Consider the following 15,478-nt stretch of genomic DNA (forward strand, 5'->3'; position numbering starts at 1 on the left):
CCTGTCAAGCGAGGCTTCACTCGAAACGCATGACGGCCGCGGTGACGCAGATCAAGGGCGCGCGCGGCATTCGTCGGATATAAGTGAACCCGAAGCGGCGTCGCCATGGGGGCGGCGCCATCCCGCGTTCCCGTTCCCGTATCCGATGAGGCATCCCATGCGCGTCGTCGCGCTTTCCCCGCTGTTTCAGCCTGCCGTCGCGCGGCGCATTCGTCTCGTTGCGCTGGCGGCCGGCGCGGCCATGCTGTCGGGATGCCTGTCGTTCGCGCCACCCGACGAACGTCCCGCCGCGCCGATTCCCGCCGCGTTCCCCGATCCTGCCGCTCGCAGCGCCGCCATTGCGCAGGCGCCGCCTGCCTGGCAAGACTACTTCGTCGACGGACGTCTGCGCGCGTTGATCGGGCAGGCGCTCGCCAACAATCGGGATCTGCGCGCAGCGGTCGCACGCGTCGAACAGGCACGCGCCGTCTACGGCATTCGCCGCGCGGATCAGTGGCCGACGATCGGCGCCGGCGCGGCCTATGCGCGGTTTCGCACGCCGGGCGGCTTCCTGACGCCGGCGCCGGTCATCGGCCAGGTCTACGAGATCCAGCTGGCGCAGACGCAGTGGGAGATCGATTTCTGGGGCCGCGTACGCAACCTGAAAGCGGCGGCGCTGCAGCGCTATCTCGCGAGCGACGCCGCCCGGCAGGCGGTGACGTTGAGCGTGATCACCGGCGTGGCGGACGCCTATCTGACCCTGTGCGAGATCGATGAACGGATCGCGCTGACGCGCGCGACGATCGACACGCGACGCGAATCGCTGCGGATTTTCCGGCTGCGTCACGCGGCCGGCGCGATCTCGCGGCTGGACCTGACGCAATCGGAAATCCTGCTGCAGCAGGCCGAGTCGCTCGGCGTCCAGTTGCAGCAGGCGCGTGCATCGGCGGCCGATGCGCTGGCCTTGCTCGTCGGCGCGACGCCGGCGCTGGCCGACACGCCGCTCGCGCTCGACGACGGCGCGGTGATGCCGTCGCTCGCGCCGGGCCTGCCGTCGTCGCTGCTCGCCCGGCGTCCGGACGTGATCGCGGCGGAGCACGAACTACAGGCCACGCGCGCGAACATCGGCGCCGCACGCGCGGCGTTTTTTCCGCGTATCGCGTTGACGAGCGCGATCGGTTCGGGAAGCAGCGCGCTGCACGACCTGCTGTCGTCCGGTGCGGGCGTGTGGTCGGTGATTCCCAATGTCACGCTGCCGCTCGTCGACGGCGGCCGCAATCGGTCGAATCTCGCCCTCGCACACGCCCAGCGCGACGAGGCGCTCGCCCAGTACGAGAAGACCCTGCAGCGCGCGTTTCGCGACGTGTCCGATGCGCTTGCCGCACGCTATTGGCTCGCCGACCAGGTCGCGATCGAGCGGGCGACGCTCGCGTCCCAGGCCGAACGCGCACGTCTGGCGACACTGCGCTACGACAGCGGCGCGACCCGCTTCCTGGAAGTACTCGACGCACAACGGGACCTGATGAACGCCGAGCAGCAATGGGTGATGACGCGTCGTGCGCTGTTGTCGAGCCGCGTCGCGCTGTACGGCGCGCTCGGCGGCGGGACGACCGATACCGACGGTGCCGCCGCGGCATCGAACCACCTTTCCATCGATTCGGGTTCCAGACCATGAAGACCATCAAGCGCCCTCTTCTGATCGGTGCCGGCGCGGCCGTGCTCGCGATCGGCGTCGCCTACTACGGCTGGACCCGCTGGCGCGACGCACGGACGGACGCCGGGCTCGTCAGCGGCAACGGCCGCATCGAGGCGACCGAGATCGACGTCGCGACGAAGTTGCCGGGGCGCGTCACCGCCATGCTCGTCGACGAGGGCGATTTCGTCACCGCCGGTCAGCCGCTCGCCCGCATGGACGTCGTCGTCCTGCGGGCGCAGCTCGACGAGGCGCAGGCCCGGGAACAGCAGGCGGTGAACACCGCGGCAAGCATCGACGCGCAGGTGGCCCAGCGTCGCAGCGACAAGGCTGCCGCCGCTGCGCTCGTCGTGCAGCGCGAAAGCGAGCTGGACGCCGCCACGCGCCGGCTGGCGCGCTCCGAAACGCTGTCGCGGGACGGCGCGTCGTCGCTGCAGGAACTCGACGACGATCGCGCGCGCGCCGGCAGCCTGCGGGCGACCGTGAATGCCGCGCGTGCGCAGGTCGAAGCCGCCCAGGCCGGGATCGACGCCACCCGGGCCCAACTCGTCGCCGCGCGCTCGGCGGTGACGGCCGCGCAGGCGACCGTCGCGCGCGTGCAGGCCGATATCTCGGACAGCGAGCTGACGTCCCCGCGCGACGGGCGGGTGCAGTATCGGATCGCCGAATCGGGCGAAGTTCTGCCGGCAGGCGGCAAGGTGCTCAATGTCGTCGACCTGTCCGACGTCTACATGACGTTCTTTCTGCCCGAAACGGTCGTGGGGAGAGTCCCGCTCGGCGCCGACGTGCGGATCGTGCTCGATGCGGCGCCGGAGTACGTGATTCCGGCACGCGTGTCGTACGTGTCGAGCACGGCGCAGTTCACGCCAAAGACAGTCGAGACGGCCACCGAACGTCAGAAACTGATGTTTCGGGTCAAGGCGCGCATCGACCGCGACCTGCTGCGGCGCCACCTGAAGCTCGTCAAGACCGGCCTGCCGGGTGTCGCGTGGCTGAAGACCGATCCGAATGCGGATTGGCCCGCGCGCCTCGCGATCAAGGTGCCGCAATGAACGCGACGGTGCCGGTCGCTACCGGCGCCGGTGCGGGCGAAGGTCCGCCGGCATCGGTTGAATCGGGTGTGGTCGCCCGCCTGTCGGGCGTCTCGTTGCGCTACGGCGACACGTCCGCGCTCGACGACGTGACGCTCGATATTCCGGCCGGCCGTATGGTCGGGCTGATCGGACCGGACGGCGTCGGCAAGTCGAGCCTGCTCGCGCTTGTGTCCGGCGCGCGTGCGATCCGGCAGGGCCGCGTATGGACGCTCGATGGCGACCTGTCGTCGCGCCGCCATCGCGCACGCGTATGCCGGCGCATCGCCTACATGCCGCAAGGGCTGGGCCGGAACCTGTACGCGACGCTGTCGGTCGAGGAAAACCTGCAGTTCTTCGCCAGACTGTTCGGCCACGACGCAGCCGAGCGACGCCGCCGCATCGACGCGCTCACGCACAGCACCGGCCTTCATGCGTTTCTCGACCGCCCCGCCGGCAAACTGTCCGGCGGCATGAAGCAGAAACTCGGCCTGTGCTGTGCATTGATCCACGATCCCGACCTGCTGATCCTGGACGAACCGACGACCGGCGTGGATCCGCTCTCGCGCGCTCAGTTCTGGGAGCTGATCGACCGTATTCGCACCGCCCGCCCCGCAATGAGCGTGCTCGTCGCCACCGCGTACATGGACGAGGCCCGGCGTTTCGACCGGCTGATCGCGATGGACGCCGGCCGCGTGCTGGCGACGGGCAGCCCCGGCGAACTGCTCGCCCGCACCGGCTGCGACACGCTGGAAGCCGCGTTCATCGCGTTGCTGCCGGAAGCGCGACGGCACGGGCACCAGCCGATCCGGCTGACGCCGTTCCAGCCCGACGCGGCCGACGGCTACGCGATCGAGGCCGACGGGCTGACGATGCGGTTCGGCGATTTCGTCGCGGTCGACCACGTGAGCCTGAAGATCCGTCGCGGCGAAATCTTCGGCTTTCTCGGCTCCAACGGCTGCGGCAAATCGACGACCATGAAGATGCTCACGGGCCTGCTCGCCGCGTCCGAAGGCACGGCGACGCTGTTCGGCCGTCCGGTCGCCGCGAACGATATCGATACGCGCAGGCGCGTCGGCTACATGTCGCAGGGGTTTTCGCTGTACGGCGAACTGACCGTCCGGCAGAACCTCGTGCTGCATGCGCGCCTGTTCGGGGTACCGGAACCGGACCTGCCCGCACGCGTCGACGAAATGGTCGGACGCTTCGGGCTCGCCGAGGTGCTCGATGCGCTGCCCGAACGCCTGCCGCTCGGCATGCGGCAGCGGCTGTCCCTTGCCGTGGCGATGGTGCACAAGCCCGAGCTGCTGATCCTCGACGAACCGACGTCGGGCGTGGACCCGGTTGCGCGTGACGACTTCTGGCGATTGATGATCGAGCTCGCGCGCAACGATCGCGTCACGATTTTCATTTCGACGCACTTCATGAACGAGGCCGCCCGCTGCGACCGCATCTCGCTGATGCACGCGGGCCGCGTGCTGGCGAGCGCCGCGCCGGACGAACTGGTTCGCCTGCGCGGCGCCGCCACGCTCGAGGACGCGTTCATCGGCTACCTGACCGACGCGCAACGCGTGGACGGCGCACCGGCGGACACGTCACCGGGCGCCGGCTGGCTCGCCGCGTCGCCCGCCGCGGACGACGCCGCCCGCGGCGCCGCCTGGTTCAGTCCGGCGCGCGCCGGCAGCTACCTGTGGCGCGAAGTGCTGGAACTGCGCCGCGACCCGCTGCGCGCGACGCTCGCGCTGTTCGGTTCGCTCGTGTTGATGTGCGTGATCAGCATCGGCATCAGTCTCGACGTGGACAACCTGACGTTCGCCGTGCTCGATCGCGATCAATCGATGCTGAGCCAGGACTACGCGCAGAATCTCGCGGGTTCCCGCTACTTCGTGCCGCGCGCCCGGCTTGCGGATGACCGCGACCTCGATCGCCGCATGCGCAACGGCCAGCTTTCGCTCGCGATCGAGATCCCGCCCGGTTTCGCACGCGACGTCGCCCGCGGCCGGCACGTGGAGATCGGCGCATGGGTCGACGGCGCGATGCCGATGCGCGCGGAAACGATCCGCGGCTATGTGGCCGGCATGCACGAGAACTGGCTGCGCGATCAGGCGAAGCGCCGGCTCGGCGTGTCGCTCGCCCCGGCAGTCGATGTCGCGATCCGCTATCGGTACAACCCGGACGTCAAGAGCCTGCCCGCGATGATTCCCGCGATCATGCCGATGCTGCTGCTGATGCTGCCAGCGATGCTGACGGCGCTCGCCGTCGTCCGGGAACGGGAGCTCGGATCGATCGTCAACCTGTACGTGACGCCCGTGACCCGCGCCGAATTCCTGCTCGGCAAGCAGGCGCCTTACGTGATGCTGGCCATGCTGAATTTCCTGCTGATGGTCGTGCTGGCCGACGTCGTGTTCGGCGTGCGGATCAAGGGAAGCTTCGCGACGCTGGCGGCCGCGGTGCTGATCTTCAACGTCGTCGCCACCGGCATCGGGTTGTTCGCGTCGACGTTCACGCGCAGCCAGATCGCCGCGATCTTCATGACGATCGTCGGCACGCTGATCCCCGTCGTGCAGTTCTCGGGCCTGCTCACGCCGCTGTCGTCGCTCGAAGGCAGCGGCAAGTGGATCGGGACGATCTATCCGGCCACCTACATGCTCGCGATCAGCCGAGGCGTCTACAACAAGGCGCTCGGGCTGGCCGACCTGTCGTCCCAGTTCTGGCCGCTGCTCGCGGCCGTGCCCGTCATCATGGTGACGACCGGCATCCTGCTGCGCAAGCAGGAGCGCTGACCATGTCGCGCCTGCTCGCCGTCTACCGGCTCGGGATCAAGGAACTGTGGAGCCTCGCCCGCGACCCGATCCTGCTCGCGCTGATCATCTATACGTTCAGCGCGTCGATCTACGTCGCCGCGACCGCACGCCCCGAAACGCTGCACAAGGTGCCGATCGCGCTCGTCGACGAAGACGCGTCGCCGCTGTCGGCACGGATCGCGGCGGCGTTCTTTCCGCCCCAGTTCGCGCCGCCTCCGATCGTCGACGCCGGCGCGGCCGATCGCGGCCTCGACAACGGCGACTACACGTTCTCGCTCGACATTCCGCCGGACTTCCAGCGCGACGTGCTGGCCGGCCGTCACGCGACGATCCAGCTCAACGTCGATGCGACGCGCATGACGCAAGCCTTCACCGGCAGCACCTACATCCAGCAGATCGTGTCGGGCGAGATCGACGCGTTCGTGCGGCGCTATCGCGGCACGCCGCTGCCCCCCGTCGATCTCGCGATGCGGATGCGCTTCAACCCGAATCTCGACGAGGTCTGGTTCGGCGCGCTGATGGAACTGATCAACAACGTGACGATGCTGTCGATGATCCTCACCGGCGCCGCGCTGATTCGCGAGCGCGAACACGGCACGATCGAGCATCTGCTCGTGATGCCGGTGACCGCGGCGGAGATCATGCTCGCGAAGGTGTGGTCGATGGGGCTCGTCGTCACGGTGGCGGCCGTCGCGTCGCTGACCTGCGTCGTGGGCGGCGCCCTGCACGTGCCGATTCCCGGCTCCATCCCGCTGTTCGTGGCCGGGATGGCGTTGCACCTGTTCGCCACGACGTCGATGGGGATCTTTCTCGCGACGCTCGTGCGCAGCATGCCGCAGTTCGGCATGTTGCTCGTGCTCGTGCTGCTGCCGCTGCAACTGCTGTCGGGCGGATTGACGCCGCGCGAAAGCATGCCGGCGGCCGTGCGGGACATCATGCTGGCCGCGCCGACCACCCATTTCGTCGAACTCGCGCAACGCATCCTGTACCGGGGCGCCGGCTTCGATGCGGTGTGGCCGCAGTTCGCGGCGCTGCTCGCGATCGGGGGCATGCTGTTCCTGCTGTCGCTGATGCGGTTCCGCAAGACCATTGGTCAGATGACTTGATCGTTCCCCGGCCTCATTGCCCCATCGCACGCGAGGCCGGGATTCGCCCGTTGATACAGATCAACCGCGCCGGAAGCCGGTACGCGATCATGACGCCATGGCTTGCGAAATCGCAAACTGCCGCTGCGCGCCAACGCGGACGAACGCCAGCCGCTCCACGGGAGACCGTCATGATTCGCCATTCGTACCGGACCACGCTCGCCACGCTGGGCGTGTTCATCGCACTCGCGTCGCTCCTGGGCGTCGTGCACGCGATGCTGGTCGACGCGCACGTGCTGCCGTACGCGATCGTCACGCTGGTGTCGGGCGGCGTCGCGTTCGTCGCGCAGCTCGATCCCGCGCCGGGCGAGCGCTAGCGAAACCGCCTGACACGCCGCATTCGACATCGTGCTCGATGCGGGAATCGCTGATTTCCGTCAATCGCCGCGCGCGGGTTCGCGATGTAATCGACGCACTGAACCCCTCGACTTTCAGGAAGGCGAGCGATGAAACTGACATTTCTCGGTGCGACCGAAACCGTGACCGGCTCGAAGTATCTGGTCGAGCACGGCGGCCGGCGCGTCCTGGTCGATTGCGGCCTGTTCCAGGGCACGAAAAATCTGCGATTGCGCAACTGGAGCCCGCTGCCGCTCGCGCCCGACACGCTCGACGCGGTCGTGCTCACGCACGCGCACATCGACCATACCGGCTATCTTCCGGTGCTGGCACGCGACGGCTATCGCGGGCCGGTGTACTGCACGGCGGCCACGGCCGAACTCTGCGACATCATGCTGCGCGACAGCGCGCGGCTGCAGGAGGAAGAAGCCGACTTCGCGAACCGGCACGGCTACTCGAAGCATCATCCGGCGCAGCCGCTCTATACGCTGGACGACGCGCAGCGCGCGTTGCGCCTGCTGACGCCCGTCGCCTTCGACGAATGCACCGCGCTCGGCGACGGCCTGGCGTTCCGCTTCCTGCCGGCCGGGCACATCCTCGGCGCGGCGAGCGTGGTGATGCACTGGGATCACAAGGTGCTCGCGTTCTCGGGCGACCTCGGCCGCTATCACGACCCGATCATGCAGCCGCCGCGGCCGCCCGCGCATGCGGATTTCCTGGTCGTCGAATCGACCTACGGCGACCGGCTGCATCCGGAATCGGATCCCGAGAACGCGCTCGCCACGCTGTTCGACAAGACGTTCGCGCGCGGCGGGGTCGTCGTGATGCCGTGTTTCACCGTCGGCCGCGCGCAGGAGATCCTGCACTACGTCGCGCGGCTGAAGGCGTCCGGCCGCATGGCGCGCGTGCCCGTGTTCCTCGACAGCCCGATGGCGACGGACGTGACCGAAATCTATCGCCACCACATCCTCGAACACCGGCTGACCGTGTCCGAAGCCAACGCACTCGGCCACGCGGCGACGATGATCCGGACGGTCGAGCAGTCGAAGGCGATTGCCGAACACCATGGCCCGATGGTCATCATCGCCGGCAGCGGCATGGCCACGGGCGGCCGCGTGCTGCATCACCTGGCCCGCTATGCGCCGGATGCGCGCAACACGATCGCGCTGGTCGGCTACCAGGCCGTCGGCACGCGCGGTGCGGCGCTCGCCGCGCACGAGCCGACGCTGAAGATTCACGGCGAATACGTCCGCGTGCGCGCGCAGGTCGAGTCGATCACGACGCTCTCCGCCCATGCCGACTACGAGGAAGTGCTGAAGTGGCTCGGCACGATGCAGTGCGCGCCCGTGCGGACCTTCGTCACGCATGGCGAACCCGCCGCCGCGGATGCGATGCGTCGGCGCATTTCGGAGCGTCTGAATTGGCCGTGCGAGGTGCCGACCTACGCGCAGTGCGTCGATCTGGACGAACTCGAAGCCGGCGGCACGCAGTAACCCGCCGCGCCGTCGTCCTGACTGGCGGTCATGCCGCCCGGCATGCCCAACGCGCGTGACGGGCGGCAGCGTCCCGGCTTCCCGTCACCGGCCACCCGACGATCAAGCGACTTCGATGATCACCTTCAGCGCATGGGTTTGCGCGGCGCGGCCGAACGTGTCGTACGCACGCTCGACGTCGTCGAGCGAAAACCGGTGCGTGATCAGGCGTGCCGGATCGAGACGCCCGGCGCGTACGGTCTTCAGCAGCATCGGCGTGCTGACCGTGTCGACGAGCCGCGTCGTGATCGAGATGTTGCGATCCCACAGCTTCTCGAGATGCAGGTCGGCCTTCGCGCCGTGCACGCCGACGTTCGCGACGACACCGCCCGGCGCCACGAGCGCCGTGCACATCTCGAACGTCGCCGGAATGCCGACCGCCTCGATCGCGCAATCGACACCGATGCCGTCGGTCAGCCTCATCACTTCCGCTACCGGATCGCCGGCACGGCCATCGAGGCAATCGGTCGCGCCGAAGTGCCGCGCGATCTCGAGCCGGTTGCTGTCCGGGTCGATCATGACGATCCGCGCGGGCGAGTAGAACTGCGCGGTCAGCAACGCGGCCAAGCCGATCGGCCCCGCGCCGACGATCGCGACCGAGCACCCCGGCTGCACCTTGCCGTTCAACACCCCGCATTCGAACCCGGTCGGCAGGATATCGGACAGCATCACGAGCGCGTCCTCGTCGGCGCCGGCCGGAATCCGGTACAGGCTGGTCGCCGCATGCGGGATACGCACGTACTCGGCCTGCGTGCCGTCGATCCGGTTGCCGAGAATCCAGCCGCCCGTCGTGCAATGCGAATACAGTCCGCGGCGGCAGTATTCGCAGCGGCCGCACGACGAGATGCACGAAATGAGCACGCGATCGCCCGGCTTCAGCGAATCGACCGCGGCGCCGACCTGCTCGACGATGCCGACGCCCTCGTGGCCGAGAATGCGGCCGGGTTCGCAGGTCGGTACGTCGCCCTTGAGGATATGCAGGTCGGTGCCGCAGATCGTCGTGCGCGTCACGCGGACGATCGCGTCGGTGGGCGATTGCAGTTCCGGCTTGGGCCGTTCCTCGAGCGCCTTGCGCCCCGGCCCGTGGTAGACGAGTGCTTTCATCGCTGTTTCTCCGCTCATGTTTCCAGTACATAGGCGCCGGGCGCCGCCGCGAGTCCAGTTGGCGGCGTACGGGCCGGCGCGTCGCCCGACGAGCGCGCGTGCAACCAGTCGCGCCAGCAGGTCCACCACGATCCGTCGACCGCCGGCGTGTCGCCCACGAAGTCGTTCGGGCTGCGGTAAGCCGCGCCGGGTTCGCGCGTCGCGCATCGATAATGGCGCCCCGGATGGCCCGGTTCGGACACGATGCCCGCGTTGTGCCCGCCCGACGTCAGCACGAACGTCAGCGCATGGTGCGTGAACAGATGGAGCTGGTAGACGGAACGCCACGGCGACACGTGATCGCGCTCGGTGCCGACGACGAACGTCGGCACGTCGATATCCGACAGCGCGACCGGCCGCCCGTCGACGCAATACCGGCCGGCCGCGAGATCGTTGTCGAGAAAGAGCCGCGTCAGGTATTCCGAATGCATGCGATACGGCATGCGCGTGGTGTCCGCATTCCACGACATCAGGTCGTTGGCCTTCGTGCGCGTGCCGAGCAGGTATTCGCTCATCATCCGCGACCAGATCAGGTCGCGTGCGTTCAGCAGTTCGAACGCGGCGGACATCTGCGCACCGTCCAGGTAGCCCTGCCGCCACATCAGCGCGTCGAGCGCGGACAGTTCGCTCGCATCGATGAACAGGCCGAGTTCGCCGGGTTCGCTGAAATCGGTCTGGGCCGCCAGCAACGTGATCGAGCGCAGCGCGTCGTGCTGCTGCCCGTCGCGCGCCAGCGCCGCCGCGGCGATCGCCAGCAGCGTGCCGCCCAGACAATAGCCGACCGCGTGGACCGCTTCGCCGCCGATCGACCGCGCGGCGTCGAGCGCCGCGATGCAGCCGTCGCGCAGATAGTCGTCGAGCCCTAGGTCGCGCGATTCCGCGCCCGGGTTGCGCCACGACACGGCGAACACCGTATAGCCCGCGTCGACCAGGAAGCGGATCAGCGAATTGTGCGGCTGCAGATCGAGGATGTAGTACTTCATGATCCACGACGGCACGATCAGGATCGGCTCGTGCGCCACGCGGGCCGTCGTCGGCGTGTATTGCAGCAGCTCGCACAGCGCGTTGCGCCAGACGACGCGACCCGGCGTGATCGCCACGTCGCGACCGGGCAGATACGCGCGCGCATCGTGGGCCGGCGTGCCGCTCGCGCGCTCGACGAACGCGTTCGCGTCTTCCCGCCAGTGCCGAAAGCCGGTCACGAGGTTCGCGCCGCCGCTGCGCATCGTCGCGTCGAGCACGACCGGATTGGTCGCCAGGAAATTGCCCGGCGAACAGGCATCGAGCCACTGGCGCGCGGCGAACCCGACCAGTTCCTCATGATGGCGTTCGACGCCCGGCACGCCGCGTGTCGCGTCGCGCCACCAACGCTGGATCGACAGGAAACCGTCGCGGTACACGCAAAACGGCCAGCCGCCCCATGCGGGCGCGGCGAAGCGCGGATCGGCGTCGCCCGCGTGCACGGCCAGGCCGCTCGACTCCGCCTCGTCGGCCTCGCCGTCGCGTCCGCTCGCCGCCGGCGCCACGGCGCCCAGCCACGCCCGGGTCGCGAGTTCGAAGCCTTTACCCGGCGCCACCGCCAGATGCGCGCCCCAGTCGAGCATGGCCAGCGCCAGCGATACCGGCGACAGCCCGAACGTCAGCGCGGCCACATTCGCGTGCGCGGCACGGTTCCACTGTTCGGCCGCGCTCATCCGGGCAGGCGCGCATCGCGTCGCCGCCGGCGCGTGCCCGTCGTCGGCCGGCGTCGGCGGCGATGCCGGCGCGCGAGGCGCGCGCAGCACGGACGCGTTCATCGCAAGTACATTCCGCCGTTGACGTCGAATTCCGCGCCGGTTGCGAACGCACCGGCATCGGAGCACAGGAGCGCGACGAACGCGGCGATTTCGTCGGGGTCGCCCAGCCGCCCGGCCGGAATCTGTGGCAGGATCTTCGTGTCGAGCACCTCCTTCGGCACCGACTCGAGCATCGCGGTGGCCAGATAGCCGGGCGACACCGTGTTGACCGTCACGCCATGCCGCGCGAGTTCGAGCGCCAGCGTTTTCGTGAAGCCGTGGATGCCGGCCTTCGCGGCCGCGTAGTTGGCTTGTCCGTACGCGCCTCTCGACCCGTTGACCGAGCCGATGTTCACGATCCGCCCGAAACCCGCGTCGATCATGCCCGGCACGAACGGCTTCGTCATGTTGAACATGCTGTCGAGATTGGTGCGCAGCACCGCGTCCCACATGCTCTTCGTCATCTTCACGAAGGTGGCGTCGTGCGTGATGCCGGCGTTGTTGACGAGCACGTCGACGCGCCCGAATTCGGCCAGCACGCGTGCCGCGCAGTGCTGGCACGAGTCGTAGTCGGCCACGTCCACTTCGAACGCGTGAAACGTGCGGCCGGCGTCGCGTTCGCGCGCGAGCCACGTCGCGACGTGGTCGTTGCGCTCCGTGTACGACACCGCCACCGTCATGCCCGCTTCGTGCAGGCGACGGCTGATCGCGGCGCCGAGCCCGCCCATCCCGCCGGTGACGAACGCGACGCGCCTAGCGCACATGATCGCTCTCCCGTGCGCCTGCGATGCCGTTCAGGCGGCCCGCGGCGAGCGCCCCGTTCGTCGCGCCGCCCGCCGCCTCGATCCCGCGCTCCAGCGCGGCCATCCAGTCGGCCCACGGCATGCTGGCTTCGTTGACCACCGCGAGTCGCTCGAGGTCAGGCAACCAGTCGGTCTGATAGCGCGACAGCGCGCCCGAGCCGTATTCGCGCAACCAGGTACGCCACGCACTGGCGCGCTCGAATTGCGCACGCATGCACAGCTCCGCGGCGTCCTGCCAGATCTCGACGCTCGCGATCGCGTAGTCGCTCGTCACCTGCCGGCCGGCCTCGGCGAAGGCCGTCCACTCGTTCGTTTCCGCCAGCGCCTGCTGCAGGCGCCGCACCGCGGTGCGGTCGCGCTCGATGCGCCGCCCTTCCAGCACATGCCATTCGTATTGCCAGTCGCGGTTCAGCGCGACCATGCGCAACGCGAGATCGCAGCCCGCGCGCCAAGCGTCGTTCGGTGTCGTCAAAGCATCGCTACTCATCGGCTTCCCCTTTCGATCGGATCAATGGGTGCGCATCCGCGTCGCGCCGCCTGCCCGGCCTCGGCGTCGCGACCACTTCACTGTGCGGGTATCGCGCACGGCTGCCGTTGATCTGAGTCAACCGCGTGGAAACCCTGCTTCGTAGACTGGATTGCACTGGCGGATCACCCGTCGATGGAGCGATTCCGATGAGCTACAAGAGCATGGTCGTGCACCTCGATACGAGCACCCGCGCGCATTCGCGTCTCGAGTTCGCGTTGCGTCTCGCCCGGCGCTTCGGTGCGCATCTCACCGGGCTGTTCGCGGTCTACACCCCCGAGCCGCATTCGTTCTACGTGATGGCCGGCTCCGCCGACTATTTCCGCGCGCACCGCGAACAGCGCGACGAGCGGCTCGCCGCGCTGGAGCGCCTGTTCCATGCCGAAGCGGCGCGCGCCAAAGTGCCGGCAACCTGGATTCGCGCCGACGAGCGTGCGAACGTGGCCGTACCGCGCGCCGCTCGTCTCGCCGATCTGGTGATCGCCGGCCAGAGCGACCCGAACGATCCCGAAACCTATATCGACGACCAGTTTCCGGAAAATCTCGTGTTGACCGCCGGTCGCCCGGTGCTGTTCTGGCCGTACACCGGAGAATTCCCGTCGATCGGCGAACGGGTTTTCGTCGCATGGGACGGCAGCCGCGAAGCGGCCCGCGCCGCGCACGACGCGCTGCCGTTTCTCGAACACGCGAAGCGCACGACCGTCGTCGCCGTGGTCGACGGCAAGTCGGAAGCCGCGGCCGCGCGGATTCCCGCCGCCGATGCCGCGTTGATGCTGGCGCGCCATGCGCGCGACGTGAACGTGCTCGACATCGATGCCGGCGCCGGCGCGTCGGTCGGCGACACGCTCTTGTCGCGCGCGTATGAAACGGGTTCCGACCTGCTGGTCATGGGCGCGTACGGCCATCCGCGCTGGCGTGAACTGTTGATGGGCGGCGCCACGCGCACGGTGCTCGCGTCGATGACGCTGCCGGTGCTGATGTCGCACTGAGCCGCCCGATGCGCACGTTCGCGTTGTTCGTCGTCAACGCCGGCGTCGGCGAGCACTCGGCCGTGTTGCGCGGGCGGATCCGCGCATCGCTCGGCTGGCTCGGCAGCGAGAGCGACGCGCGCGCGAATGCGGACGACGCACACGTCGTGTCGTTCGCGTCGAGCGCGGTGACGGTGGTCGTCGCGCCGACCAACGAAGCGTCGAGCGACGCGCGCGCGGCGACGGGCGTGCCGCGCGGCAATCGGGACGCTTGATCCAGATCAGCGCCATCGGCGTGCACGCGCCGATGATGGCTTCATCCACATCCGTTCAAGGGAACTGCCATGTACTCGAACATTCTGGTTGCACTCGACGGCAGCGACACGTCGTCGCGTGCACTCGACGCCGCGCTGAGTCTCGCGGCGGAAACGGGTGCGCGGCTGACACCCGTCTACGTCGTCGATTTCCTGGTGCCGGCCTACGACATGTACGGATACGATCCGTCGATCCTGGTCGATTCGTTCCGTGAAGAAGGATTGCGCGTGACCGAGGACGCCGCGCGGCGCATGAAGGCGCGCGACGTAGCCGGCACGCCGCGGATTTCCAACGTCGCGCCGGCAGGCGAAGACGTCCCGCACCGGATCGTCGGTCTCGCGAGCGAGATCGACGCCGATCTGATCGTGATGGGCACGCACGGCCGGCGCGGCTTTCGGCGCGTGTTCCTCGGCAGCGTGGCCGAACGCGTGCTGCGCCTGGCCAGATGCCCGGTCCTGATGATTCCGGCGAGCTGCGCGGCGAAGGCATCCGCCGACGTCACGGCCGCTTCCACCGAAAAGGAGCCGTCATGAGCTACAAGACCCTGCTCGTTCATCTCGACGACAGCGATCGCTGCGCGACGCGCGTCGACCTCGCGCTCCAGCTCGCGGGGCGCTGGAACGCGCATTTGATCGGCCTCTACGTGGTCTGCCAGGATCTCCTCGAACCGCTGCGCCGGCCCGACGAACCACTCAAGCTCGCCGTCTACGAGCGCCTGTGCGAGCAGCGCTGCAAGGAGGCGGAAGAACGCTTCCTGACGGCCGCCGAGCGCGCCGGACGCAGCGTCGAATGGCAAGCGCCGGCCGGCAATGCGATCGATGCCGCGATCCTGCACGCCCGTCACGCCGACCTGCTGGTGCTCGGCCAGGAGGATCCCGACGATCGCATGACCTACGTGGCGCGCCATTTCGTCGAGGATGTCGTGATCGGCAGCGGCCGTCCGGCGATCGTCGTGCCGTATGCCGGTGACGTACGCACGTTCGGCGAGAACGTGCTGATCGGCTGGGACGGCGGGCGCGAGGCCGCGCGCGCGATGGCCGACGCGCTGCCGCTGCTCGCCCGCGCACGCTTCGTCAACGTCGAGACGGTCGTGCGCGGGCAACCCGATCCGGACCAGACGCCGGCCGGCGTCGACGTCGCCGCGTATCTCGAACGACATGGCGTTCGCGCGTCGTTCTCGACGACGCCGCGCGAGCGATCGGTCGGCGTGGGCGGGACGCTGCTGAACCGCGTGACCGACGTGCATGCGGACCTGCTCGTCATGGGCCTGTACAGCCATACCCGCGCCCACGAGCGCGTGCTGGGCGGGGCGACCCGCACGATCCTCGAGACGATGACGGTGCCGGTGCTGTTGTCTCACTGAACCGGCGGGGTTCGGGCAGCCGGTCG

At 68.8% G+C, this 15,478-nt stretch carries 13 protein-coding genes and 1 pseudogene; 10 read left to right on the forward strand and 4 right to left on the reverse strand.

The window, feature by feature from the left end; all coding sequences use genetic code 11:
* Nucleotides 1–157 precede the first annotated feature (157 nt).
* From QZM72_RS02205 to QZM72_RS02230, 6 genes are all read left to right on the forward strand, one after another.
* Nucleotides 158–1,654: an efflux transporter outer membrane subunit gene (locus QZM72_RS02205; protein WP_301737024.1), complete on the forward strand. Its 1,497-nt coding sequence runs from the start codon at nucleotides 158–160 to the stop codon at nucleotides 1,652–1,654.
* On the forward strand, nucleotides 1,651–2,724 hold the full coding sequence (locus tag QZM72_RS02210) for an HlyD family secretion protein (RefSeq protein ID WP_301737025.1): 1,074 nt from the start codon (nucleotides 1,651–1,653) through the stop codon (nucleotides 2,722–2,724). The genes QZM72_RS02205 and QZM72_RS02210 overlap by 4 nt, the downstream gene beginning before the upstream one ends.
* Nucleotides 2,721–5,525 carry a ribosome-associated ATPase/putative transporter RbbA gene (gene rbbA / locus QZM72_RS02215; protein WP_301737026.1) on the forward strand — a complete coding sequence of 935 codons (2,805 nt, stop codon included), beginning with the start codon at nucleotides 2,721–2,723 and terminating at the stop codon, nucleotides 5,523–5,525. Before QZM72_RS02210 ends, rbbA begins: the two co-directional genes overlap by 4 nt.
* Nucleotides 5,526–5,527: 2 nt before the next feature.
* Nucleotides 5,528–6,652: an ABC transporter permease gene (locus QZM72_RS02220; RefSeq protein ID WP_301737027.1), complete on the forward strand. Its 1,125-nt coding sequence runs from the start codon at nucleotides 5,528–5,530 to the stop codon at nucleotides 6,650–6,652.
* Between the two features lie 170 nt (nucleotides 6,653–6,822).
* Entirely contained in the window at nucleotides 6,823–7,008 is a 186-nt protein-coding gene (locus QZM72_RS02225) for a DUF2964 family protein (protein ID WP_301737028.1), read from the forward strand.
* Nucleotides 7,009–7,137: 129 nt separating this feature from the next.
* On the forward strand, nucleotides 7,138–8,520 hold the full coding sequence (locus QZM72_RS02230; RefSeq protein WP_301737029.1) for an MBL fold metallo-hydrolase RNA specificity domain-containing protein: 1,383 nt from the start codon (nucleotides 7,138–7,140) through the stop codon (nucleotides 8,518–8,520).
* 102 nt (nucleotides 8,521–8,622) lie between these two features.
* Here the strand turns inward: QZM72_RS02230 and QZM72_RS02235 are convergent, their stop codons facing one another.
* From QZM72_RS02235 to QZM72_RS02250, 4 genes are read right to left on the reverse strand one after another with little or no spacing between them, the layout of a single operon-like run.
* Nucleotides 8,623–9,663 (reverse strand): zinc-dependent alcohol dehydrogenase family protein, encoded by a 1,041-nt coding sequence (locus QZM72_RS02235; RefSeq protein ID WP_301737030.1) that lies wholly within the window; start codon nucleotides 9,661–9,663, stop codon nucleotides 8,623–8,625.
* A 14-nt stretch (nucleotides 9,664–9,677) separates the two neighbouring features.
* Nucleotides 9,678–11,498, reverse strand: coding sequence for an alpha/beta hydrolase (locus QZM72_RS02240; protein WP_301737031.1), 1,821 nt, complete (start codon nucleotides 11,496–11,498; stop codon nucleotides 9,678–9,680).
* Complete coding sequence (locus tag QZM72_RS02245) at nucleotides 11,495–12,241, reverse strand: beta-ketoacyl-ACP reductase (protein ID WP_089471407.1); 747 nt, start codon at nucleotides 12,239–12,241, stop codon at nucleotides 11,495–11,497. The genes QZM72_RS02240 and QZM72_RS02245 overlap by 4 nt, the downstream gene beginning before the upstream one ends.
* Nucleotides 12,231–12,767, reverse strand: coding sequence for a hypothetical protein (locus QZM72_RS02250; RefSeq protein ID WP_301737032.1), 537 nt, complete (start codon nucleotides 12,765–12,767; stop codon nucleotides 12,231–12,233). The genes QZM72_RS02245 and QZM72_RS02250 overlap by 11 nt, the downstream gene beginning before the upstream one ends.
* A 188-nt stretch (nucleotides 12,768–12,955) precedes the next feature.
* Here QZM72_RS02250 and QZM72_RS02255 point away from each other — a divergent pair, with 188 nt between their 5' ends.
* From QZM72_RS02255 to QZM72_RS02270, 4 genes and pseudogenes are all read left to right on the forward strand, one after another.
* Entirely contained in the window at nucleotides 12,956–13,795 is an 840-nt protein-coding gene (locus QZM72_RS02255; protein WP_301737228.1) for a universal stress protein, read from the forward strand.
* 38 nt (nucleotides 13,796–13,833) lie between these two features.
* Nucleotides 13,834–14,049 (forward strand): annotated as a pseudogene (locus tag QZM72_RS02260) (acetate kinase); the annotation flags it as partial.
* Between the two features lie 69 nt (nucleotides 14,050–14,118).
* Nucleotides 14,119–14,622 carry a universal stress protein gene (locus tag QZM72_RS02265; RefSeq protein ID WP_089471410.1) on the forward strand — a complete coding sequence of 168 codons (504 nt, stop codon included), beginning with the start codon at nucleotides 14,119–14,121 and terminating at the stop codon, nucleotides 14,620–14,622.
* Nucleotides 14,619–15,452 (forward strand): universal stress protein, encoded by an 834-nt coding sequence (locus QZM72_RS02270; protein ID WP_301737033.1) that lies wholly within the window; start codon nucleotides 14,619–14,621, stop codon nucleotides 15,450–15,452. Before QZM72_RS02265 ends, QZM72_RS02270 begins: the two co-directional genes overlap by 4 nt.
* Nucleotides 15,453–15,478: the final 26 nt, after the last annotated feature.

Source organism: Burkholderia sp. AU45388, from assembly GCF_030481585.1.
Taxonomy (GTDB): Bacteria; Pseudomonadota; Gammaproteobacteria; order Burkholderiales; family Burkholderiaceae; genus Burkholderia; species Burkholderia sola.